This window comes from Desulfosporomusa polytropa (assembly GCF_055380075.1).
In genome coordinates this window covers 4115453-4137797 of sequence record NZ_AP042400.1, presented here as the reverse complement: position 1 = coordinate 4137797, position 22345 = coordinate 4115453, and the positions used below count along the sequence as shown (strand labels likewise).

The window sequence follows — 22345 nt, the reverse complement described above, 5'->3', positions numbered from 1 at the left end:
ATTATTTATGCTTAAAAACATTAATTTGCCAATAGCATTGCTTGCTGTAGGGTTATTGATCGCAATGGTCATTCCCATGGCGTTATATCCAGACGGAAGTGCTGCCGTTATTAATATCTTTTATTCGATTATGACATTGAATTTGCCGTGGCTATTTTTGATGCTTGCATTTCTTAGTGCGGTATTTGCTGTGTTTATTATGTTCTCCAAATACGGAGACATTCGCTTGGGCGGTTCTGATGCCAAACCCCAGTATAAATTTTTTACATGGGCTGCTATGAATATGTGTTCCGCAGCGGGAGCGGGAATTCTGATTTTTGGCATGGTAGAGTGGATGTATTATGTTAAAACTCCACCCTTTGGTGTTGTTCCTATGTCGGTGCAAGCTTATGAATACGCTTCTGCCTATGGAATGTTCCATTGGGGGTTTTCAGCTTGGGCTATTTATTTGCCTGCGTCGCTGGCATTGGGCTACATTTTTTGGAATAAACAGGTAGATTCTTTGAACTTATCGGATCTTTGCAAGAATGTTTTGAAAGGGGACAGCCTGCCGGTCCGGATTGTACGAACCTGCATAGATGGGATCGTTGCTTTCGGCTATATTGGGGGCCTGGTTTGCACGGTAGGTTTGGGTACCTCTATTCTGGCCGAATTAGCCGGATCTTTGCTAAATATGCCGGTTACTTTTGAACTGCGCATAACCGTTATTCTCGTATTTTGCCTGTTCTTCATTTTGTCGACCTCCAAAAGTATTGCTAAAGGAATTGGCATTATTAGTGATTTTAATGTTAAACTGGCGATTGCTTTTTTTCTTTTCGTTTTCTTGGTAGGACCCAAATCCTTTATCTTAAACAATTTTGTGATGGCGATTGGAACCAACATTCGTGAGTTTGTTCATATGAGCTTTAATACCGATTCGATTGCGCAAACTGGATTTATTCAAGAGTGGACGGTTTTTTATTGGGCTTGGTATGTGGGCTGTACCATTTCCGATGGCTTGTGGCTGGCTCGTGTTTCTTACGGGCGTACTTTCCGTGAAATTGCTGTTGTACGGTGTATTTGGACATCGCTGGCTTGCTGGCTGGCGTTTGCTGTGCTTGGAAACTATGGAATGAGCTTAGAACTTACCGGAACGCTCAATTTATCGCAAATAGTTAGTGATAGCGGCAATAATGCAGCGATATTGGCTATTTTGAAGACATTGCCTTTCTCTGGCGTAGCTATTGCTGTGTATATGGCAGTGGTATTCATTACCTTAGCGTGTGGAGCTACGGCAGCATCTACGGTTGTATCGATTCTTACCTCTAAAAATCTAAAAAATGACGAAGAACCCCATAAATGGTATAAAGTATTTTGGGCATTTCTTGTTTTATTGCTGCCAGTCAGCATATTATTCCTGGAACATATGGTGCCGGGGCTAAATGTTTTAAAAACAATCCAATCTGTTACGTCGGTTTTTGCCATCCCAATGCTATTTGTTATAGCATTACTTCTTTTGTCATTTTACAAGATATTAAAGAAAGATATCGAGAGTCAAAATATCCCTGTAGACAAGAACAAACAGTTTAAGTGGAATTAGGATCCTGTGGGAACGGGAAGTCATTCACTTCCAGCGGTTTGGCGAGACTTTGAATGATGTGCAAGAGTAAGCATGTTTGTCAGGGACATAAGTATGGGTGTGAGTAAGGGATTATAGACCATGACATAAGGTAAATAGGTTAACCCCCTGATAAAGCGCAGGGGGTTAACCTATGCCAAGGCTTCGGCCTGATTAACACAGTTTGTATCACTATTTCAAATAGAATTAAGAATATATTAAATGGGACAAGGTTCCTGTCCCCGTGGCCCCAGATATTGGCGGTATACAAAAAGATACTATAATACAAATAAGTGCGTACTTGCAAATCGCGATACTAGTATGTATTATTATAGCATGGGAATGATGGTTCCAAAAAATAAAAATGCGAGGGGGCTACGGTATGAGGTTTTCCACGCTATTAAACATTGTCTGGGTGGGTTGAGCAAGAAGCGTTTAATGGAAGGCACGTCCTTTAGCGAAGCGGGGTCAACTATTAATCAATAACATGTAGGAATGAAATAATATTCGATAAACATAAGTAAATATAAAGATGATCTCTCCAAAAATAAACACCGCGATAAATAAACAATGAGGGTTTGGCGAGGTCATCAATGGGAGGAATCTACATATGGGAAAAAATATACTTGTATTAACAGGTAGCCCTAGAAAAGGCGGCAATACCGATAAGTTAGCGGATGCGTTCATTGCTGGCGCCCAGCAGGCGGGACATACGACCGTAAAGTTTACAACTGCAGATAAACACATCAAGGGTTGTATAGACTGTCAGACTTGTTTCAGCAAGGGTAGCGCCTGTTCTGTTCCGGATGATTTTGCCAAACTTGCGCCGCTGCTTGAACAAGCCGATATGGTTGTATTTGCAACGCCATTGTACTGCTTCACTTTTCCGGCACAACTGAAAGCTGCCATTGACAAGTTCTATTCATTTCTCATCGGGAAAAGAACGTTGAAGGTGAAGGAATGTGCGCTTTTGGTTTGCGGTGGCGGAAAGGATTTAAATACATATGATGGCATTGTCAAATCTTATAAGCTGATTGCCGATTTCCTGAACTGGAAGGACAGCGGCGTAATTATCGTAACGGGGCTTCATGATAAAGATGAGATTCTGAAGACCGACGGACTACAGAGAGCTGAACTATTGGGAAAAAACATAGTTTAATCATTTTAGCTAATGTCAATATATGAAGATTAAACTTGTAGGGACAAAGAAGGGACAGGTTCGTCGTCTCCCATCCTTTGCTATACAACATTTTATCACATTCCACATAAAAAAATTAAATGCATAAGTTCTTCCGAACTTACACACTTAATTTTACACTCCCTGCCGGGGCATTGGTATTTATTGATGTATTATTGTCTTAGTTATCTCAAGTACTTTTTCAGCTGCATCGTCTGTCTTGACGTGGAATTTAAGCCGGCTTCCTTCAGGTCCAGATAGCATAGAGGTAAAGGTATCTACGTCTTTAACAGGTATATCATTTACTTTTGTAATTCTATCGCCAAATCTAAGACCAGCCTGATAGGCGCTACTTTTAGGATCTACTATGCTTACAAAAATAGAATTGCCAATTAAACCATCTGCGTATTGAAAACCGTAAGTAAGTTCAAATCCTTTTAATGGAATCGCAAGTTTATCTATTTTCTCTTTTGCAAGATAGTTTAGCGCCATTATCGTTGAGTCAGGATTCCATCCACCCATTATCCCTTTGCGTACTATAGTTTCTATTCCAGGATATTTTCCTTGTAATTCTTTTGACGTTTGGTTAGGAACAACCATTGATAGATTATCAGCTTTTGCTTCCCATAAAGAATTGATGTAATTATACATTGTGTTTAAATCATTCAGTTCTGTCGTGAAGCTATTAGGATTTATCTCTTGAAATGATTTTACTTTGTCGTTAATTTTAGAATTCGCATCTCGAAATTGATTGTAAGTAATACCGGTATAAAAACTATTATTTAGGTTTTGGTAATCAGTTACGATTGGTATAAGATATTTTATTTCTTGGCTATCAGCGGCGAAACCTGAAGTGGTAAATAAAACTAGAAATAAAAGTAATATAATAATTTTTTTCATAAACGCACCCCTTAAATTAGTTATGTATATAGTTAATAATACAGTATTGTACATTTATAATCCTGCCTATCCTAAAAGTATCTAGACGTTATCAGAAAATTTGCGTTCTCCAGTTGCCAAACTCTTCTAAGGAAATTCTAAAAATAGAGATATATAATTCAAAACATAGAAAATTCATAGAAGGTAATTCCTCTCTATTGAACATAAATTTTTTCACACTCCTCTCCTTTAATAAAAGTACCAGCGACTGCCATACCGCTGGGTACTTTGTGTTTTGTAACGATATTAAACGGCCACTCTCAGCCATCTGCGGCTTTCTTTATTTTACTTATTGTGTATATTTGTTTAGGTTTCTTATGTTATCATGTTATTCAGGTGAATTATGGTGCCGAACAATTCCATTCATACCTTATTTACACCAACCGTCATCCAGGCTGCTTTTATTTTTATCGACATTTCCATAAGGGGGTGCAGTTTTGAACATTATCAGTAGCAATATAAAATACTTAAAATACGTGTTAATACATAAATATTATGTATTTATAGAAGCTTGTAAGCTAGGTATTCCTTGGCGTGGATTAGCTCATGATTTAAGCAAATTTTCAGTAGCTGAATGGAAACCAAGAGTACAAGGATTTTCTAATAAATGTTTAAAAAGGGACGATGGGACATTTGATTTAAGTGAAGCAAATAACGATTTAATTACAGGCATTGTTAAGCATTATCATAATAATCCTCATCACTGGCAATGGTGGGTTACCTTTTTAGAGACTGGCAACAAAGTAATGCTACCGATGTCTGACAAATATAGAAAAGAAATGCTAGCTGACTGGTTAGCTGTCTCACGAATGTCAGATCGGCTAGATGTGATTCCTTGGTATTTACAGAACAAAAAAAACGTTCTATTACATCCGGAAACACGGCAATGGATAGAAGCTCAATTAGGCATATATAATGAATAAGAATCTTACACACTCCCATGCAAGCAATATATAAAGGGAGTTTTATTATTTAAAATAATAATATGTTCAGCATGACCATGGACTTTTCTGGACTGACGCTAATGGTGTGCCATGGAGCGCTAAATATATCGCCTGTCTCGGAGATCCGATTACCGATCTGACGGAAAATATGGCGGCCGAGCAAAAAGCTCGCACGACCTATGAACATTTGATTGCTTGTACTGAGGACCCTTGCGTTAAAGATACCCTGCGCTTCTTGTGGGAGCGGGAGGTAGTTCACTTCCAACGATTTGGCGAATGCTTAAATGATGTGCAGGAACATATGAGCAAGAAGAATATGTGGTGTGGCTGTAGGACGGAAAAATAGAAGATAGTGAAAATGCCCTAGTGAGGAGATTATCTCCTTGCTAGGGCGGTTTTTGGGGTTAATATTAACAGTTATTATTAGAAGTTATTATATGAGAAGTGGTATGTATTTTGCAGAGCATCTTTTCAAGATAAAAAACACAATCCTTGTCCCGGTGTTTCTTGGAAGGCATAACTCGACGGAACCGTCCCTGCGAGTTCCTAATTATTACCGATGTTTATTGCCAATCGCAAAACACTGTCCCACTTTTCCGCCCAGTGTATGATAGGCATTATTTTTGGGGATATAGACAAGCGGATTCAAAGCTTCGATTGCTATGTGCCCTGTATCATCTAGAAACATTTCTTCAATTTTCATATCCACAATTTCCCCGATAAACTGGGTATGCAATCCAATCTTAACTGTATGCAGAACTTTGCATTCCAGGACCAGCGGGAACTCAGCCACATATGGCGCATCAACAATTTCGCTGTTAACAGCAGTCAGTCCCAGTTTTGAAAACTTATCCGCATTTCTCCCTGATTCCGTTCCAACGTAATCCGCTTCACTTATGTATTGCAATGAAGGCAAATTAACTGTAAAAGCCTTACGTTCCATAATATTTTCATATGTTAATGTTGCTTCCCTAAGAGATACCGCGATGCAGGCCGGCACTGAACAACATACGCCGCCCCAGCCTGCTGTCATCAAATTCGGGGTTCCCTCTTTTGTATAAGATCCGATAACCCACACCGGACAAGGCACAACCTGTGCAGATAATGAAATAGATTTTTTCACGTCTATACCTCCTGTTATTTTTGATATAGAAAGGATGCACTTCCGCTATCACGCTCTTATTGTGGGTCGTACATTAGCTCAAAGCATCCATTCCTTTTTGACACTGAAAATGCATTGAATAAATTTATTTTAAATTCATGCGAGCTGTATACATCACAAAACTATTCGCTTACCGATTTTATCAAACTTATTCGAGCGTATTACTTACAAATCTAATTCCCATTTCAAAGGCTTTTTCACAGTCCTTGGGAAATTCCTCTTGTCGTCTTTTGGCCTTCGCCGATTCGTCGAACGCTGTTGCAACGTACTTAGAATAATCACTAAACTGATATGTGTCTGTAACAAACAGTGATTCTGTTGGTCCCATAACTTTCTCAAAAATATTTTCATATCGAGTTAGAATGCGGTCATATTCTAGCTCTTTTATCATGCTTTCTGGTGTATTCATTGTGTAAATAAAGCCTATCGATTTTTTCTTATCATTAAGTGAGGAGTAGTTTTTATCATATACAAGGTACTGAAAAACCAATCTTTCTATGAATGACCTCATCTCACCTGTAACCTCACTAAGGTAGATAGGTGAGCCAAGAATAACGGCATCAGCACTCTCGACTTTTTCCAATACGGGGGTTAGGTCATCCTTGTAATCACACTTTCCGTAGCTTTTCCCACCTTTTAACTTACAGGCGAAACAGCTTACACAGCCTTTGAAGTTGAGGTCATACAGATTAATTAGTTCAGTAGTAGCTCCTTGAGAAGATGCCCCTTCCAGTGCTTTATTTAGTAGTGTTGCGGTATTCCCATTTTTTCTTGGACTTCCGTTTATAGCGATTACATACATAACAATACCTCTATTTTTTATTGACTTTGTCATTTAAATTATTGACCGGCTATTTTGTTTTCCAAGCGGTGCAAATGAATTTGAGCGAAACCAGGATTTTTTTTACCGAATAAAGTTGGTCATTACAGGATCTTCTTTTTCTGGTAATGCCAAACCCGCAGCTTTTCCCGCTTCAATAGATTTCAGTAACCATGCCATATTATTACCTAGAGTACGCAGTGTTTGCATACCTTCCAAGTCCTGCTGCACCTCTTCTGGAGTATTTCCATGTACCATATTCCAATATTGGGATGATACAATAGGCATATTGCTTATTGTAAAATATTTGTTGATCTGGTCAAATGTAGCCGTAGTGCCTCCACGACGAGCGCTTACAACTGCTGCCACAGGTTTGAAGGGTAATTTCCCGCTCCACCTGTTGGCAGAGAAGGCCCTATCCATAAAGGAGGTTAACGTTCCGGTAGCAGAAGCAAAATGTACTGGAGAGCCGAACACAAAACCATCTGCCTCAGCGGCCTTACTTAAAAATTCATTTACTGAATCATCCATAAAGCATTGGCCTGTTTTCATACAAGAAGAACAACCTAGACAGCCGGAAACTGGCTTTGCCCCTATATTAAAGATTTCTGTTTCAATACCTTGTTTTTCTAATGCTCCGGCTACTTCAGCCAAGGCAGTATAAGTACACCCCTTTTCATGAGGACTTCCATTAACTAATAATACTTTCATTTAAATAATGCTCCTTTTTATATCTCGTGTACAAGGTACTATGCCCCTAGTCATGGCTACGTTTATACATGAACTATATATTTTTTATTGCAGTGTTTGTGAATCTAACTCCCATATAGAAGGCTGTTACTACGTACTTAGAATAAATTGCGGCTTCTAGCAATATTTCTAAAAATTGTGCCGGATACGGAGCCAATCCAGAAAATTGATTTTGTTTTCCAGGGGGTGCAAATGAATTTGAGCGGGGGGCCAGATTATGAGGACTTCTTTTTTTACCGAATAAAGTTGGTCATTACAGGAGCTTCTTTTTCCGGTAATGTCAAACCCGCAGCTTTTCCCGCCTCAATAGATTTCAGTAACCATGTCATATTATTACCTAGAGTACGCAGTGTTTGCATGCCTTCCAAGTCCTGCTGCACCTCTTCTGGAGTATTTCCATGTACCATATTCCAATATTGGGATGATACAATAGGCATATTGCTCATTGTAAAATATTTGTTGATCTGGTCAAATGTAGCCGTAGTGCCACCACGACGAGCGCTTACAACTGCTGCTACAGGTTTGTAGGCTAATTTTCCGCCCCAAATGTTGACAAAGAATGCCCTATCCATAAAGGAGGTTAACGTTCCGGTAGCAGAAGCAAAATGTACTGGAGAGCCGAACACAAAACCATCTGCCTCAGCGGCCTTACTTAAAAATTCATTTACTAAATCATCCATAAAGCATTGGCCTGTTTTCATACAAGCATAACAACCTAGACAGCCGGAAACTGGCTTTGCCCCTAAATTAAAGATTTCTGTTTCAATACCTTGTTTTTCTAATGCTCCGGCTACTTCAGCCAAGGCAGTATAAGTACACCCCTTTTCATGAGGACTTCCATTAACTAATAATACTTTCATTTAAATAATGCTCCTTTTTATATCTCGTGTACAAGGTACTATGCCCCTAGTCATGGCTACGTTTATACATGAACTATATATATTTTATTGCAGTGTTTGTGAATCTAACTCCCATATAGAAGGCTGTTACTACGTACTTAGAATAAATTGTGCGATTGTATTATACAATGAGCCTTGCTTTTTTGTGTACTTTTTTATAGTTTTGAGGAATACGGGGTCAGGCTTGAGTTGTTATAACTCACATTCCGCAAGCCAGATAATGTAAATTATATTTTTTCAGAAAAACCAAGAAAAGTGTCCCGATTGCTACCATGCTCTGTCGGATAGCAAAAATTCGGGAGACCGTTAACCATATGGTGAAGTGGCAGGAGCTAAATTCCCTTGTTTCACCAGGACTCTTAATCGAAACGTTAATTATTTGCATCTTATGCGACCGAAAGCCCTTATGGAAGGTGGAACAATTCTGGGCAGAACAGGATTTAGCGCATCTTTTCCCTCACACCGGACTTACTTATGGTCAGCTCAATGATGATGCCTATGGGCACGCCTTAGATAAACTGTCGGAAATCGATCAGTCGCTTCTCATTAGCTTAGTTTCGCTCACACTCTTGCAGGCGCATGATCTACAAATCTCTTCTTTGCACCTTGATACCACGAGCAAGTCTGTCCAAGGTGCGTATACGCAGAAGAAGTCTGAGGATTTCCAGTGGCAATCTGCAGGGATATTGGCAGAGACCACCACGCGAGCCACCGCTTCCTACCAGTTATATTCCACGCGGGAACCCCTAAACGGGCGGGAGTATCGTTTCGTAGTCGTTCAATCCTCTGCACTTGAGGCCAAGAAGGAAAAGACCCTCCGCAAGCGAGCCGCTCTGCGACAGGCTCATTGGGAGAAACTCGCCAAGCAGCTCGATTCCCAGGTGTTTGCGTGTGCAGCAGATGCGCAAACAATGCTTACCGGCCTGCAACAGCAAATCGCCAAGGAGCACTTCCATTTTGAAGGAACCGTGCTTTCAGAGGAAACAAAAACCTATCCGCAAAAGGGAAGACCCAAAAAAGGAGAGCAACCACAGACGCAGACGATATACCGGACTCAGTGCGCGGTGGGAGAAATGAATACTGCGGTATGGGAAGACTGGAAACGTAAGGAATCTACGTTTATCTTGATTACTACGGAGTTAGATGAAGAGCGCAACAACAATCTTTGGATTCTTACCGAATACAAGCAGCAGATTGGCGTAGAAAACCGATTTCGCGTATTAAAAGACCCTGTATATCTAGGCCCTATCTACTTAAAGAATGAAAAGCGCATCCAGGCATTAGGGTATGTGTTTATTTTGGTGTTGCTGTTGGCGTGCTATCTGGAGTACCGGGTACGTACTAAGCTTAAGCAGTTAGGAGGAGCCGTCAAGCTGCCAGGTAACAAGAAGACCGCAACGCCTTCCGTTATGACCATCTTGGAAATTCTTGAGACCATTCATGTGGTTTCAATTGGTGGCGTGCGCTACTTCCCAGATAACATGAATCGTGAAGCACTGAGGATGATTGAGTGGGCTGGATTTACGCAGAGTATCTATTTACAGCCATTACCTAATCCGTGATTCTGGTAGTTCTATGCCTTTGAAAAATCAAAAATGGAATATATTTACTTGCGGAATATGAGTTATAATCGAAAAACGCAGCGGGTAGTTTTAACCTACCCGCCGTGTGAGTTCTCTTTGGAAACGAAGACGCACTAAACAGTGTTGCTTATTAGTGGAAGTGTCGACTACCGCTACAGCGGTTTGTTCTGCTCGCTATCAAACCAAATCCTAAAATAAAGAGCCAAGCCGCGCCTGCTTAATTTTTTCAAAGGTCTGTGAACAATTCTGCCTCTTTTCGAGTCATATTCTTTTTACTAAAGTCCTCTCCTACAATCGCATAGAGCGGATTATGAAAATTCCTTGCGTTTTGAGGACACACGGCAATACAAGCGGTACAGGAAATACAACGGGATTCATCTGTCTTGTGCGGGGTTTCCGTAGTTATCGCGTTGGTCGGGCATACCTTGACACAAGCGCCACAGGCATTGCATTTAGAATCGCCGGACGGCTTGAGTGGAATTGAAGCCGCCTCGCAGTAGGGGGTATTACCTTTAACCGTAATGTTTTCCGTCCCCGTAAACTCCGCAAATGCTGTGTTACATTTTTCCCCGAACTCCTTAATTATATCCTCATCCTTTTTATCGGGGCGTCCTTTCGCCACTTCCGGGAAAAGGGAGTGTTGGGCAACGAAAGCCGCCGCCGCGACAACAATAAAGCCGTTTGCTTTCAGTATGTCGGTCAATTCCAGTAGAGCGTCGTCATAGTCACGGTTTCCATAAACGACAATGGCAACGGCTGGCGTATTCATTCCCTTAAATTGTTTGAGCATATCGGCACATACCGCAGGAACACGTCCGGCATATACCGGCACAGCGAATACTGCTGGGGTGTCTGCCGCAATGGTTACGGCTTGCTTTGGCGGCTGCTGTAACAGGTCATATTCCTTTTTTTTATCGCACCCCAAACCTTGATACAGTGTGGAAACGACTGACTTTGTAGTTCCTGACGCGCTAAAGTAAATAAGATTAACTGACTTCATGATTGAATCCTCCCATTATTATTTTGTCTGTGTCATTGAATAAAAGAGCAACAAAATATGTAACGGAGCTTTCCCCGTTGTTATAGTTGACTCCAGCTTTTTCAGCCGGTGACTGTTAACGAGGGTCAGACTCTTCCCTATTCATAAAAGGGCTTTACCCTTTCATCCAAGATGCCTTTGATTCACTGATGACACCGTCATCAGTCGTGGCTTGGGTTAAGCTGTTGGCCTGTGCTTGAATACAGATGTAAATCAAGTTTTCAGCTCCGGCTTTAATCGCTCTCTCTGCAGCAGGGGCGACGCGGATGATACTTCCCTCTTGAATGGCAAATTCTTCGCCATCAACTTTAAACTCGCCTTTGCCGCTAATGACAATGTAAACTTCTTCATTCAGTTTATGGGAATGGACAAACGGTGTGAACTGACCGGCAGGTGTGCAGTTAAACGATATTTCACAGCCGGTAAGCCCCAGTTCATTCCCTGCCATAATCCTGCCCTTTTCAGCTAAGTCTTTCTGAAACGTACCGATGTTCATTAAGCCATAGTTTTTTGTCATTGTAGATACCTCCAATTATTAATAGCGTTGATGTAACTTCAACGACTACATTGTATCATGCATAAATGTAATGTCAATACCTACATCTTGAAATTGCTAAAAAAATATGATATTCTTACTGTGGAGGTGAGAGTTTGCGTATTAGTGTTAAATGCTCGTCGGCTGTCCATGTGCTGTTGATGATTGCTGTGTTGCCTACCAGTTATAAGATAACCAGTGAGCTCCTTGCTTCCAGCGTGGGAAGTAACCCGGTGGAAATCCGTAAGCTGCTCAGCAGCTTAAAAAAGGCAGGAATTATCGATGTCACCCGTGGCCCTGGCGGAGCGAAATTGAAGAAATCTCCCGAAGATATAACGCTTTTAGATATTTACAATGCAGTAGATTCCGCATCCTTGGATGAACTGATCGGGGTGCATAGCCATCCTGCCCCACAGTGCCCCTTTGGTAAAAACATTGGTAATTTATTGGCGGAACCATATGCAGAGATAAGCGAAGCGGTACGCGAAAAAATGTCAACCATCACTTTAGAGCGATTGCTTACACAGCTTCAAGAAATGGAGCCAGCAATTTACGAGCAATTTGCCGATAATTGAACCAGGGGGCCGCATTGCTTATGCTTCCTTTATCGCATACAGGCATACTAAATCCAATTGCCGCCGTTCCGCCTATCCTGACTGTCAAGGGACGAGTAGTATTTTTTCGCAAAGAGTGCAAAAAAATCTCCACTCTTAAACCCTTGACAGTCAGGATTTGTGCCGTGGCATTTTGCCGCCGAAAACGGGGAACAGGATAAAAGACCATCCTGCTCCCCGTTTTCTTCCGCTTCATTTACGGCACAATCGGCTCCACTTGCGCGGTGGTTATCGTTCACTTTTGCGGGGCTACGCGCCCCGCACCCGCGACCTCTCCCAAAGAACAGAATTAAAAGATAGATTTTGATGGGCGAGTATGCTATACAAGTAAAGCCATAATACAGGGCAAATTCATGCCCTGTATTATTTTTTGCAAAATTGGACAAAACACCTTGACAAAATCACTTTGAGAACTTGCTTTCATTTTCCCCCTGCCTGACAAAATCTGTGCACTTGAAGGCCCTATCGAGAATCATCTAGGCCCACTCGGCATAACTGGTGCTAGAGCCCGCTCCATTCTGGCTTTAGCAAAAGCTTTAACAAACAATTCCATAACGCTTTCTTACAGCGCTAATCCGAAGATTGAAATGGAAAAGCTTCTCAAGCTTCCTGGGTTTGGCCCTTGGACAGTCCAATACATCGCGATGCGGGCCCTTGGCTGGCCTGATTCCTTTCCTCATACCGATTATGGTGTCAAAAAAAGCACTATTGGGTCAACCCCCGCTGGAAATACTAGCACTGTCGCAGGCGTGGAGCCCATGGCGATCATACGCAACTATTTTGTTGTGGTGTCTCCTTCCCAAAATAATTGGTTCATTGTAAAATGAAATGCAACAGTGACTGAATAGAAAATAAAAGAATAGTCACCAAAAGAAACCGAGTATGATATAAGTGACCAAACCCAAATCATACGGAGGTTTCAATGATGACTGTTCAGGTCAAGCATACCACAACCGCACGATCTTTTAAACATCTCTCACGTTACGAACGCGGCATGATCTTCGCGCTATTGAAAGAAAAGCGGTCAATCCGCTACATTGCCCATCAAATGAAGCGCAGTCAAAGTACTATTTCGCGAGAAATCAAAAGAGGAACAACTGCGCAACTAAGGTCTGATCTGACCACATATGAAGCGTATTTCCCCGAAACCGGTCAAGCCGCATACGTAAAGCATCGATCGACCAGTGGTTTTGTTTGCAAGATAAGCTTGGTAGAGCCATTTTTACAGTTTGCAGAAACAAAAATACTCCGAGATAAATGGTCTCCTGACACTGTAGTAGGTTTTTGTCGAAGTCAGGCACAGTGGCAAGACCAAGAACTGGTTTGCACGAAAACCCTGTACAACTATATTGACCAAGGCCTGTTGAAAGTGCGTAACCTTGATTTGTTGCTGAAGGTTCGGCGCAAAACGAAGAAACAACGAGTGCGAAAGAACAAACGTATTCTGGGCCAAAGCATTGAGCATCGTCCGGCAGAAGTTCAAACCAGGCAGGAGTTTGGGCACTGGGAGATTGACACAGTGATCGGCAACCGCTCCAATGATCAAGCCTTGTTGACGATGACAGAGCGAAAGACGCGCCAGGAATTAATCATTCTATTGGCCCGGAAAGATAGTCAGTCCGTACAAGCTAGTCTTAGGGAACTAAAGGAACGTTTTGGACTCCGGTTCCAGCAGGTATTTCGAACCATAACGGCGGACAACGGTTCCGAATTTTCAGACCTAGCAGCACTTGTGCAACAATGGAACAGCAACGCTTATTTTGCACACACTTACTCTTCTTGGGAACGTGGGACCAATGAGCGTCATAATGGGTTACTCCGCCGCTTTATCCCCATAGGAAAACCCATTCGCGAAGTAGCACAGGCGACCATTTCGCGGATTCAGGACTGGTGCAATCACTTACCCCGAAAAATATTGGGTTACAAAACTCCTCAACAATGCTTTGACGAAGAATTCTTGAAAATCGCATAAGTATTCTCGGTTTTTCACTGGGTGTTGCATTTGCTATTGCAATCTACAAGAGAAATTAAAACCAGAGGAAGCTAAAAAATTTATTGAAAACGCCTTTAGAGATGGTGATATAAAAACAACTGGTACAGATATTGACAAGATATTACCTCCTATTTCGAGATTTTCAGGTGGAGCAAATAGGTCGATTAAGAAACAAACAGTTATTGAAAAACTAAAAGTGTTTTTTGAGAAATATTTTGGATTAGCTTAATCTTTCGGTAGCTGTTCACCATTCTTTGTGGTAACATCATAATAATTTCGCCGTTAGGTATGACCTAAGGAAAAGAAATAGACCTGAACGAAGCCAGTAATACTTAGTTTAGAAAGTATGGTTGGGATGGTGCTAAAATTTATAGCCATTTTGACAATATTGAATTGGTTTGTGATCCTCAACCCCGCTTTACATCAGGGTTTAATGGACTTTACTTAAATTGATAATTTCGGCGAAACCTTGAATGATGTGCAAGAGTGGATGTGTAAGAGTAAGCATGTTTGGCATGGGCATAAGTGTGGGTGTGAGTAAAAAGTCGCCGAAAAAATAGATAATGAAAGATACCCCCCGGGTTAGTAAAAAGGGGGGGTATCTTTGGTTAAGAGGAGGGTTCTAGCCGCTCATCCCGCTAAGACCAGTAGGATCAGAACCGCCAGCTCCGCCTACTAATACAGCTAGAGTTTCCTCTGGAGTAACAGTAAAATTCCCGGTTATAGAAGCACCATAACCACCAAGTTTGGCGCTAGGGCCATCAATAGGCCCACCTCCTGCACCAACAGCACTGACAGTAATCGAGTATACGCCGCTTGGAACAGTAAATGATTGCAATCTACCAGTATATACAAATGTAATTGATTCCATAAAAATTAAAGGAATGACAAAGACCATTGAAGAATTTTAATTATGTAATGTTTTGGAATAAAATTTGCTGCTTTTTATTGGAGGTCAGTGTTGTTTGAGTTAAGTTATCATCCTATTGAAGATGCCTGGTTTTACCTGTTGGCGGCGTTTATTATTGAGGCACTTGCCGTGTACATCTGGCAGTACCGCAAAAGTCCGGGGGCTTTGCCGCTGGCGGCTTCCTTAGTTAATCGCTCGGTTTGGCTGATTAGTCTTGTCATGATTGGCACAACATCAGATTATGAGAGTAAACTTTTCTGGGTTAATGTTCAGCAGGTGACGGCCTCTTTGTCGGCTGTTTTCTGGCCGGTATTCTTGTTGCAAATGACTTACCAATGGGAACGTGGGAAATGGCAGACTTGGGCAGTGCTGCTGTTTGTGCCGGCTGTGTCTTGGCTGCTGCTTTTCACCAATTCGTGGCATGGCTGGTACTGGACTCAAGTCAGCAGTAGGGATGACGAAGTGTTGACTTTTGTCCGGGGCATGGGCAACTTGCTCATGGTTTCCTATAATTTGTTGTTGCTGTTGCCAATTTTTTTTCTTGTCGTTCGCTGGGTGAGAGAATGCAGCGGCCTTCGTCGGCGTCAGGCCATTATCATTATACTGGCTCCGGTTATCAGCATGATCGGTACGCTTATTTGGATGTTTATGCAGCACACCGCCATGTTTGCGCCGCTGCCGCTTAGCTCGCTTATTGCCGGCGTGGTTTGGACTTACGGCTTTTTTTATCTAAGAGTGCTTAATCTTTTGCCGTTAGCGCAGGCTGCGGCAGTGGAAATAATGGGAAACTGTCTGGCAGTAGTAGATACAGAAGGCTGGGTTGTTGATTTGAATGCTGCCGGTGCAAGGAGTTTAGGGATTACTCCCGCGCAGGTCATTGGCAAACCGGTTGACGAAGTTTTCAGCAACTGGACTGCGTTTTCGCAAGCGCTTGCTGCTGAACATGCGATGACACAGGAACTCTGCCTGGAAAAAAATAATCAGACAACCTACTATGAACTTCATAGTGTACAATTGGCTGACCAACGCGGTCAGATATTAGGCCAAGCCTTTGTCTGGAAAGATATTACCGAGCAAAAGCAGGCGCAGCTGCAGTTAATGGAGCAGGAGAAAGCGTTGTCTATTCTAACAGAACGAAACCGAATCGGCAGGGAAATTCATGACGGGCGAGGACAAGTGGGCGGGTATTTCCAAATGGAGCTGCAGACAATCCAGGTATTGCTGGAAAAAAACCAGCCCGAGAAGGCCAAACTTCATGTGGGGCGCCTGAGCGCAATGGCCAGGGAATATAATACCGATGTTAGGGAAACTATTGCGGGGCTGAAAATCGGCTCGGCTTCCGCTAATCAGGACTTTTTAACTATGCTGCAAGAATACCTGGACAGCTACGAAAAAAATTACGGAATTACTACTGAGATTAATGTTTCGCTGCAAACAGAGGTCTTGTCATTAGATATTTCCGCCGAAGTACAACTGTTGCGCATCATTCAGGAAGCCTTGAATAATATTCGCAAGCATGCCAAGGCTAAGCGGGTACAGGTAAGCATTCAGACGTCCGGCGGCGAGATTACCGTATGTGTGGCAGATGACGGTCAAGGCTTTGACACCTCGGCCTCTCCGATGGGCAAAAACCATTATGGCCTGGGGATTATGAAAGAGCGGGCTGAGGAGGCCGGAGGTGAACTTCAGGTTGAATCCGAGCCGGGTGTCGGAACCAAGGTAACTGTCAAATTTTCCTTACGAAAGGTTGGACAGCATGAAGATATTGTTGGAGGATGATCAGGGGACGAGGGGGACAGGCTCGTCGTCCCACTATACTCTATCACTGCTCCACAAATACTTACTTATATCTTTTGTAATTCCCGCTTTTAATGGGTTTTGATGAATATACTGCAAAACAATAAACCTGTCCCCTTGTCCCTTAGTGCCGACTATACCTTTCGAATATGCTATAATAAACACATCAATCCCAAAGTAGAATGTTAATTATGTAATGTTTTGGAATAAAATTTGCTGCTTTTCATTGGAGGTCAGTGTTGTTTGAGTTAAGTTATCACTCCATTCAGGATGTCTGGTTTTACTCGCTGGTGGCGTTTGTCTTAGAAGCGCTGGCCGTATATGTCTGGCAGTATCGCCAGAGTCCGGGGGCAGTGCCGTTGGCCGGTGTGCTGGTGAACCGGTCAATTTGGTTGATTAGTCTTGTTGTCATCGGTACAACCGCAGATTATGAAGTTAAACTTTTGGGGGCCAAAGTGCAGCAGGTAACAGCCTCGCTGCCACCGGTTCTTTGGCTGATATTTATGATGCAGATGGTGTATCGCTGGCAGCGGGGAAATTGGCGAATGCTGTCAGCCTTGATGGTTGTGCCGGTTGTTTCCTGGCTGCTGCTTTTTACCAATCAATGGCATGGCTTGTACTGGACTCAGATCCGCGCTGATAGTGATGTGCTAACCTTTGCGCGCGGTTTGGGCAACATGCTTATGGTTTCTTACAATTGTTTGTTGCTGCCGGCGATTTTGTATTGTGGCTGGTACTGGATACGGCAATGTACCGGACTGCGCCGCTGGCAGGCCATTATCATTATCCTCGCCCAATTTAGTGGAATAATTGGTACTTTTAATTGGGTATTAACTCAGCATACCGGCATTTTATCACCGTTGCCGCTAAGTTCGCTTATTGCCGGCGTGGCTTGGACCTACGGCTTTTTTTACCTGCGGGTGCTTAACCTTTTGCCATTGGCTCAGGCTGTGGCTGTGGAAATTATGGGGAACTGCTTGGCGGTAGTGGATACCGAGGGCTGGGTTGTTGATTTGAACGACGCAGCTGCGCTTACCCTGGGGATTACGCCTGAACAGGCTGTCGGAAAACAAGCCACTGAAGTTTTCGTCAATTGGCCTGTGCTGAAAAAGCTGTTGGCAGAGGAGAGCGGGGTGCTTCAGGAATTTGGCTTGGAAAAGGATACCGGTACAAGTTATTATGAATTTCATTTGGTAAAGCTGGCTGATCAAAGCGGCCGGACACTGGGGAAAGCCTTTGTCTGGAAAGATATTACGGCACAAAAACAGGCGCAGTTGCAGCTAATGGAGCAAGAAAAAGTCCTGTCTATCCTAGCGGAACGGAAGCGAATCGGACGGGAAATTCACGACGGGCGAGGACAACTGGGAGGGTATCTCCAAATGGAGCTGCAGACGATCCATGCATTGTTGGATAAAAATCAGCCAGATAAGGCGAAAATCCATGTCAAACGCCTAGGCGCAATGGCTAGGGATTATAATACCGATGTCCGGGAAACCATTGCTGGGCTAAAAATTGGACCAACTTCATCCAATCAGGACTTGTTTGCTATGTTGCAGGAATATCTGGACAGTTATGAAAAAAATTACGGAATTGCTACTAAGATTATTACCTCGCAGCAACCGGGTGCCTTGCTGTTAGATATTGCTGCTAAGGTGCAGTTGTTGCGGATCATTCAGGAAGCACTGAACAATATTCGCAAACATGCCAAGGCTAAGCGGGTACAGGTAAGCATTCGGGCGTCTGGCGGCGAGACTACCGTATGTGTGGCAGATGACGGTCAGGGCTTTGACACCTCGTTCCCTCCGATGGGCAAAAACCATTATGGGCTGGGAATTATGCAGGAACGGGCTGAGGAGGCCGGAGGTGAACTTCAGGTTGAATCTGAACTGGGTGTCGGAACCAAGGTAACTGTCAAATTTTCCTTACGAAAGGTTGGACAGCATGAAGATATTGTTGGTAGATGATCATGCCTTGTTTCTTGAGGGGATTAAGAATTTTTTGGAGGTTAATGACATTGAAGTACTCGGCACAGCCAAAAGCGGGGAGGAAGCGCTGGCCAAAGTCGGGCTGCTGAAACCGGAACTCATTCTGATGGATGTTCAGATGGCAGACGGCGATGGCATTGATACTACCCGTTTGATAAAGCAAGAGTATCCTGACGTGAAAGTGGTTATGCTCACAGCTAGTGAAGACGAAGACAGCCTTTTTGCTGCAATTCAGGCTGGGGCGGTAGGGTATTTGATAAAAAGCATGGAACCCCAACAATTTCTTCGTCAGCTAACAAGTTTGAAAGAAGGGGAAATACCGCTAGCTCCTGGTTTTGCAAAACGCCTGCTCGGGGAATTTACCCGCCGCAGGCAACCCCCTGCTGAATCGGGTGATGCGCCGGAGCAGCAATTGACTGCGCGGCAGACGGAGATATTGCTGTTGTTGACAGAAGGCCTAACATACCGGGAGATTGCCTTGCGGTTAAATCTGAAGGTGGTTACTGTCAAGTATCACATCAAGGAAATTATGAGCAAACTTCATTTGTTTAACCGGACGCAATTGATCGCTCATGCGTCCCGGCTGGAGCTGACCGGAGAAAAATAGTTCCCTAACCGATTGCTTTTGTTCACAAGATCATCCCAAGGTATAGTCGGAAAACTATCTTAAAGTATAGTGCTGACTATACTTTTTTTTTTTTGCAGCTATACCAAAGGTGGGTATCAGGACAGAATATTTTTGCTATCATGATGTCAGTAACGAATTTTAATGGTTACTATACATAGTAAACGAACAGGCGGGTGATTGTGCTGAAACAGCGCTTGGAAGTAGGGGTATGTGGCAACAGCCTGTTTTTGAACGGAATGACGGCAAGTCTCCAAGCGCGGGGGCACTTCAGGATAAGCCGACTGGAAAAATCCTTGGCAGAGGCGATGCTGGATATTAAGATGCTTTCTCCCGATGCTGTGCTCTTTGAATATAGTGACGCAGAAAAACCTGCAATAGCTGCTTTGCTACGAGAGCAACCGGGAATTAGGCTGATTGGACTTGAGGCTGAACGCAATTGCCTTATCGTATTTTCCGGCAGCGAGCACTCCGTGACAAACGTGGAAGAACTGACGCAGGTAATTGTCGATAAATAGGATTCCAACAACTGAGGTGAATGGTGATGATAATTCGAACCGTATTAGTTTACGATGAATTTACGGCATTAGCCAGTTTGCACGATATGCTGACGGTTTTTCCGGAATTTACGGTAGTGCAAACATATAATGCAGCAGAAGACGCCTTGCCGTTTTGTGAGGAGCAGGAGGTGGATGTTGTTTTTTTAGATCTTGAGATTAGTAAAGAAATAGAACTTGCGGCAGCAATAAGGGACGTTAAGCCTGCTATCAGTATTGTCTTTGTAAATGCCTGCAGTGATTATGCAGTCAAAGCATTTGAAATAAATGCACAGGACTATTTGGTAAAACCGATTACCCAAGCGAGGATGTCCATTACTGCCGAAAAATTAAACTATCTAGTCCAACTGCGGCAAACTGTTATGCCAGCAGCCTCATTGGCAACTACAGCCACAGAGGTGATCCCCGCCAAAAACAATGGGCGTATTTATTTGCTAAAAGTGCAGGATATTTTCTACTTCACCAGTATAGGCAGGAACGTTTTTGCTGTCATTGTCGATGATTTGTATAAGTTGAAAGGCAGTCTTTCTTATTGGGAAGAGCGCTTGCCGCCAGAAAAATTTTTCCGGTGCCACAATGGCTATATTGTTAACCTGAGTAAAATCGAATATATCGCACCATTCTTCAAAAATGCTTACTCAATCAAGCTCACCGGGAGTATAGAAACAATTCCGGTCAGCCGCACCTTTGCCAAAGGTCTCAAACAACGAATCCTGCTAAAGGCTTGATAATAAAGTCTGCTGTAGACTAAACAAAAACGCTTGCCCTCACAATTGGTTGGGCAAGCGTTTTTATTGACTAGTGTCGCCTGTATCTATTGCAAATTGGCAGTTCCACTGGCATCCAGAACGACTTGGGAAACACCTTGCAGATTTAAGTTAGTCCAGGAAAGCGTGTTGCCATCAGGATCTTGCGCCTGCATATCCCAAGCTCCGGCATTCGGATCTAAGCTGATGCCGATTTGTGTACCACTAGGCATTACTTCGGATCCCAGAAGATCTCCGCCCCAGTCGTTTTGGCTGGAAATCGTAATATGCAATTCATGGATTTCGACGCCGGTTTGATTGACTACGTTGATTGTGGCGGCTGAAGCGATGCCTGAGAACATAAGCAAGCATAAGGATAGTACGACAAACAGGGTAAGACTTTTTTTCATAGTAGATTCCTCCAAAAATTTATTTCTTGCGTATGGTTATATACGATGGCTGGAACGAAATTCCTTCTGGGGAAATAGTTAAAAATGGCCGAAAACGGGTGATATTCAGCTAAAAATGCACCTGTTATGGCAATAATAGTGCTAAATAGGCGTAAAAAAGCGCCAGTTATGCAAATTTGAATTTTTTTAACAAATGAAAGCTGATTTATCGGGGTGTCAGATAGCAGTAATGTCCAAAATTAATTCATTTGATACCAAAAAAGTACTAGTTATTCCCTAAAAAGAACTAATTATCCCCAAAACGTTCCTACTGAGCGTAGAGCAGAGTATACTTATCCAATAAATAATTTGAATATCGAATTATGTAAGAAAGGTAGGTATAATATGCGGTTATCTAAAAGCCTGATCCTGAGTGGGGCAGTTGTATTAATCATTAATATTTTGTTTATAGCTGGGTGGAACGCCAAACAATTAGAAACTAATAACATTCATTTGCGCGGTTCCGGCAATGTTGCGCCGATTGCGGCCCAGGCGGCGGAAATGTTTATGCAGGAGAATCCCGATATTGTCGTAACCGTATCGTCTACCGGCACTATGCGCGGAATCAAGTCATTAATTGATGCTACCTGCAACATAGGCATGGCTTCGGCTGATTATGATGAAGGAGTCGCCAAACGGGCCAAAGACAATGACCTTACCCTGGTCGAACATGTAATTGCCCATGATGCCCTTGTACCTATTGTCAATCCGCGCAATCCAGTAACAGGTCTGACGGTGGAACAATTGCGTCAACTCTATAGTGGTGAGATTAACAATTGGCAGCAACTCGGTGGTGGAGATGAACCTGTGATTATTCTTTCTCATGACGGTACTTCCGGCAACTATGAAACCTGGAAAGAAAAAGTAATGGGAGAAGGCAAAATTGTTACTCCCAAAGCCAAAGTTATGGTGTCAGGCCCAATGAAAACCTATGTGCAGCAAAATCCTGGTGTTATTGCTTTTTTAGGGTTGAGTTATATCGATAATACTGTCAAACCACTGACCGTCAATGGCATCGAAGCCACAGCAGCTAATGTAAAAAACGGTAGCTATCCGATTGTCCGTGATCTAAAGCTATATACCACCCAGCACTCACCGGCGTCGATTGCTAAATTTATTGAATATATGCTGGCGCCTGACAAAGGACAGAAGTTTGTTGAGCAAGCAGGGGTATTGCCTGTAAACTAATGGCGCAGGTAAAAGACTATATATTAAGGCAAGGCG

22 protein-coding genes and 1 pseudogene are annotated in these 22345 nt (G+C 42.9%); 14 read left to right on the top strand and 9 right to left on the bottom strand.

The features are described 5' to 3' along the window. Nucleotides 1–7 precede the first annotated feature (7 nt). The gene (locus ACZ449_RS21030) at nucleotides 8–1579 is read left to right on the top strand and encodes a BCCT family transporter (protein WP_464258007.1); all 1572 of its coding nucleotides are present in this window, start codon (nucleotides 8–10) and stop codon (nucleotides 1577–1579) included. A 628-nt stretch (nucleotides 1580–2207) separates the two neighbouring features. Beyond that, nucleotides 2208–2756: a flavodoxin family protein gene (locus ACZ449_RS21025; protein WP_464258006.1), complete on the top strand. Its 549-nt coding sequence runs from the start codon at nucleotides 2208–2210 to the stop codon at nucleotides 2754–2756. A gap of 180 nt (nucleotides 2757–2936) precedes the next feature. On the opposite strand, the gene ACZ449_RS21020 is transcribed toward ACZ449_RS21025, so the two are convergent. Then, complete coding sequence (locus tag ACZ449_RS21020; protein WP_464258005.1) at nucleotides 2937–3728, bottom strand: PDZ domain-containing protein; 792 nt, start codon at nucleotides 3726–3728, stop codon at nucleotides 2937–2939. A gap of 422 nt (nucleotides 3729–4150) precedes the next feature. Between ACZ449_RS21020 and ACZ449_RS21015 the strand changes: the two genes are divergently transcribed. Together ACZ449_RS21015 and ACZ449_RS21010 are read left to right on the top strand one after the other, a co-directional pair. Further along, on the top strand, nucleotides 4151–4636 hold the full coding sequence (locus tag ACZ449_RS21015) for a DUF5662 family protein (protein ID WP_464258004.1): 486 nt from the start codon (nucleotides 4151–4153) through the stop codon (nucleotides 4634–4636). A 73-nt stretch (nucleotides 4637–4709) separates the two neighbouring features. Beyond that, nucleotides 4710–5003 (top strand): annotated as a pseudogene (locus ACZ449_RS21010) (manganese catalase family protein); the annotation flags it as partial. Between the two features lie 207 nt (nucleotides 5004–5210). Here the strand turns inward: ACZ449_RS21010 and ACZ449_RS21005 are convergent. The 4 genes from ACZ449_RS21005 to ACZ449_RS20990 all read right to left on the bottom strand — a co-directional run bounded on the left by ACZ449_RS21005 (nucleotide 5211) and on the right by ACZ449_RS20990 (nucleotide 8249). After that, nucleotides 5211–5780, bottom strand: coding sequence for a flavin reductase family protein (locus ACZ449_RS21005; RefSeq protein ID WP_464258003.1), 570 nt, complete (start codon nucleotides 5778–5780; stop codon nucleotides 5211–5213). Nucleotides 5781–5967: 187 nt separating this feature from the next. Beyond that, nucleotides 5968–6621, bottom strand: a complete 654-nt coding sequence (locus ACZ449_RS21000) for a flavodoxin family protein (RefSeq protein ID WP_464258002.1) — start codon at nucleotides 6619–6621, stop codon at nucleotides 5968–5970. Between the two features lie 102 nt (nucleotides 6622–6723). Next, a complete protein-coding gene (locus ACZ449_RS20995; RefSeq protein WP_464258001.1) occupies nucleotides 6724–7350 on the bottom strand; it encodes a flavodoxin family protein in 627 nt (208 codons plus the stop codon). Between the two features lie 272 nt (nucleotides 7351–7622). Next, nucleotides 7623–8249 carry a flavodoxin family protein gene (locus tag ACZ449_RS20990; RefSeq protein WP_464258000.1) on the bottom strand — a complete coding sequence of 209 codons (627 nt, stop codon included), beginning with the start codon at nucleotides 8247–8249 and terminating at the stop codon, nucleotides 7623–7625. Between the two features lie 311 nt (nucleotides 8250–8560). On the opposite strand from ACZ449_RS20990, the gene ACZ449_RS20985 reads away from it, so the two are divergent. After that, a complete protein-coding gene (locus ACZ449_RS20985; protein ID WP_464257999.1) occupies nucleotides 8561–9850 on the top strand; it encodes an IS1634 family transposase in 1290 nt (429 codons plus the stop codon). A gap of 247 nt (nucleotides 9851–10097) precedes the next feature. On the opposite strand, the gene ACZ449_RS20980 is transcribed toward ACZ449_RS20985, so the two are convergent. Together ACZ449_RS20980 and ACZ449_RS20975 are read right to left on the bottom strand one after the other, a co-directional pair. Next, nucleotides 10098–10871 (bottom strand): EFR1 family ferrodoxin, encoded by a 774-nt coding sequence (locus ACZ449_RS20980; protein WP_464257998.1) that lies wholly within the window; start codon nucleotides 10869–10871, stop codon nucleotides 10098–10100. A gap of 154 nt (nucleotides 10872–11025) precedes the next feature. After that, on the bottom strand, nucleotides 11026–11427 hold the full coding sequence (locus ACZ449_RS20975; RefSeq protein WP_464257997.1) for a cupin domain-containing protein: 402 nt from the start codon (nucleotides 11425–11427) through the stop codon (nucleotides 11026–11028). Between the two features lie 134 nt (nucleotides 11428–11561). On the opposite strand from ACZ449_RS20975, the gene ACZ449_RS20970 reads away from it, so the two are divergent. The 3 genes from ACZ449_RS20970 to ACZ449_RS20960 all read left to right on the top strand — a co-directional run bounded on the left by ACZ449_RS20970 (nucleotide 11562) and on the right by ACZ449_RS20960 (nucleotide 14281). After that, nucleotides 11562–12020, top strand: a complete 459-nt coding sequence (locus ACZ449_RS20970; protein WP_464257996.1) for an Rrf2 family transcriptional regulator — start codon at nucleotides 11562–11564, stop codon at nucleotides 12018–12020. Nucleotides 12021–12984: 964 nt separating this feature from the next. Beyond that, nucleotides 12985–14031, top strand: coding sequence for an IS30 family transposase (locus ACZ449_RS20965; RefSeq protein WP_464261911.1), 1047 nt, complete (start codon nucleotides 12985–12987; stop codon nucleotides 14029–14031). A gap of 28 nt (nucleotides 14032–14059) precedes the next feature. Further along, entirely contained in the window at nucleotides 14060–14281 is a 222-nt protein-coding gene (locus tag ACZ449_RS20960; protein WP_464261910.1) for a type I restriction endonuclease subunit R, EcoR124 family, read from the top strand. Nucleotides 14282–14674: 393 nt separating this feature from the next. On the opposite strand, the gene ACZ449_RS20955 is transcribed toward ACZ449_RS20960, so the two are convergent. Next, complete coding sequence (locus ACZ449_RS20955; RefSeq protein WP_464257995.1) at nucleotides 14675–14923, bottom strand: hypothetical protein; 249 nt, start codon at nucleotides 14921–14923, stop codon at nucleotides 14675–14677. 90 nt (nucleotides 14924–15013) lie between these two features. Between ACZ449_RS20955 and ACZ449_RS20950 the strand changes: the two genes are divergently transcribed. From ACZ449_RS20950 to ACZ449_RS20930, 5 genes are all read left to right on the top strand, one after another. Beyond that, nucleotides 15014–16741 carry a histidine kinase N-terminal 7TM domain-containing protein gene (locus ACZ449_RS20950; RefSeq protein WP_464257994.1) on the top strand — a complete coding sequence of 576 codons (1728 nt, stop codon included), beginning with the start codon at nucleotides 15014–15016 and terminating at the stop codon, nucleotides 16739–16741. A gap of 257 nt (nucleotides 16742–16998) precedes the next feature. Beyond that, nucleotides 16999–18723 (top strand): sensor histidine kinase, encoded by a 1725-nt coding sequence (locus ACZ449_RS20945; protein WP_464257993.1) that lies wholly within the window; start codon nucleotides 16999–17001, stop codon nucleotides 18721–18723. Next, nucleotides 18701–19351 carry a response regulator gene (locus ACZ449_RS20940; protein ID WP_464257992.1) on the top strand — a complete coding sequence of 217 codons (651 nt, stop codon included), beginning with the start codon at nucleotides 18701–18703 and terminating at the stop codon, nucleotides 19349–19351. Before ACZ449_RS20945 ends, ACZ449_RS20940 begins: the two co-directional genes overlap by 23 nt. Nucleotides 19352–19551: 200 nt before the next feature. Beyond that, entirely contained in the window at nucleotides 19552–19887 is a 336-nt protein-coding gene (locus ACZ449_RS20935) for a hypothetical protein (protein WP_464257991.1), read from the top strand. Nucleotides 19888–19913: 26 nt separating this feature from the next. After that, nucleotides 19914–20654 carry a LytR/AlgR family response regulator transcription factor gene (locus tag ACZ449_RS20930; protein ID WP_464257990.1) on the top strand — a complete coding sequence of 247 codons (741 nt, stop codon included), beginning with the start codon at nucleotides 19914–19916 and terminating at the stop codon, nucleotides 20652–20654. 86 nt (nucleotides 20655–20740) lie between these two features. Here ACZ449_RS20930 and ACZ449_RS20925 read toward each other — a convergent pair whose 3' ends face one another. Continuing rightward, nucleotides 20741–21082, bottom strand: a complete 342-nt coding sequence (locus tag ACZ449_RS20925; RefSeq protein WP_464257989.1) for a hypothetical protein — start codon at nucleotides 21080–21082, stop codon at nucleotides 20741–20743. Nucleotides 21083–21466: 384 nt separating this feature from the next. Here ACZ449_RS20925 and ACZ449_RS20920 point away from each other — a divergent pair, with 384 nt between their 5' ends. Continuing rightward, nucleotides 21467–22309, top strand: coding sequence for a phosphate ABC transporter substrate-binding protein (locus ACZ449_RS20920; RefSeq protein WP_464257988.1), 843 nt, complete (start codon nucleotides 21467–21469; stop codon nucleotides 22307–22309). The last annotated feature ends 36 nt before the right edge of the window (nucleotides 22310–22345 follow it).

Bases quoted from the DNA above. Each gene is read 5' to 3' on its own strand.
- ACZ449_RS21030 (WP_464258007.1), top strand. From the start codon at position 8: ATGCTTAAAAACATTAATTTGCCAATAGCATTGCTTGCTGTAGGGTTA.
- ACZ449_RS21025 (WP_464258006.1), top strand. From the start codon at position 2,208: ATGGGAAAAAATATACTTGTATTAACAGGTAGCCCTAGAAAAGGCGGC.
- ACZ449_RS21020 (WP_464258005.1), bottom strand. From the start codon at position 3,728: ATGTACAATACTGTATTATTAACTATATACATAACTAATTTAAGGGGT.
- ACZ449_RS21000 (WP_464258002.1), bottom strand. From the start codon at position 6,621: ATGTATGTAATCGCTATAAACGGAAGTCCAAGAAAAAATGGGAATACC.
- ACZ449_RS20995 (WP_464258001.1), bottom strand. From the start codon at position 7,350: ATGAAAGTATTATTAGTTAATGGAAGTCCTCATGAAAAGGGGTGTACT.
- ACZ449_RS20990 (WP_464258000.1), bottom strand. From the start codon at position 8,249: ATGAAAGTATTATTAGTTAATGGAAGTCCTCATGAAAAGGGGTGTACT.
- ACZ449_RS20985 (WP_464257999.1), top strand. From the start codon at position 8,561: ATGCTCTGTCGGATAGCAAAAATTCGGGAGACCGTTAACCATATGGTG.
- ACZ449_RS20980 (WP_464257998.1), bottom strand. From the start codon at position 10,871: ATGAAGTCAGTTAATCTTATTTACTTTAGCGCGTCAGGAACTACAAAG.
- ACZ449_RS20975 (WP_464257997.1), bottom strand. From the start codon at position 11,427: ATGACAAAAAACTATGGCTTAATGAACATCGGTACGTTTCAGAAAGAC.
- ACZ449_RS20965 (WP_464261911.1), top strand. From the start codon at position 12,985: ATGACTGTTCAGGTCAAGCATACCACAACCGCACGATCTTTTAAACAT.
- ACZ449_RS20955 (WP_464257995.1), bottom strand. From the start codon at position 14,923: ATGGAATCAATTACATTTGTATATACTGGTAGATTGCAATCATTTACT.
- ACZ449_RS20940 (WP_464257992.1), top strand. From the start codon at position 18,701: ATGAAGATATTGTTGGTAGATGATCATGCCTTGTTTCTTGAGGGGATT.
- ACZ449_RS20930 (WP_464257990.1), top strand. From the start codon at position 19,914: ATGATAATTCGAACCGTATTAGTTTACGATGAATTTACGGCATTAGCC.
- ACZ449_RS20925 (WP_464257989.1), bottom strand. From the start codon at position 21,082: ATGAAAAAAAGTCTTACCCTGTTTGTCGTACTATCCTTATGCTTGCTT.
- ACZ449_RS20920 (WP_464257988.1), top strand. From the start codon at position 21,467: ATGCGGTTATCTAAAAGCCTGATCCTGAGTGGGGCAGTTGTATTAATC.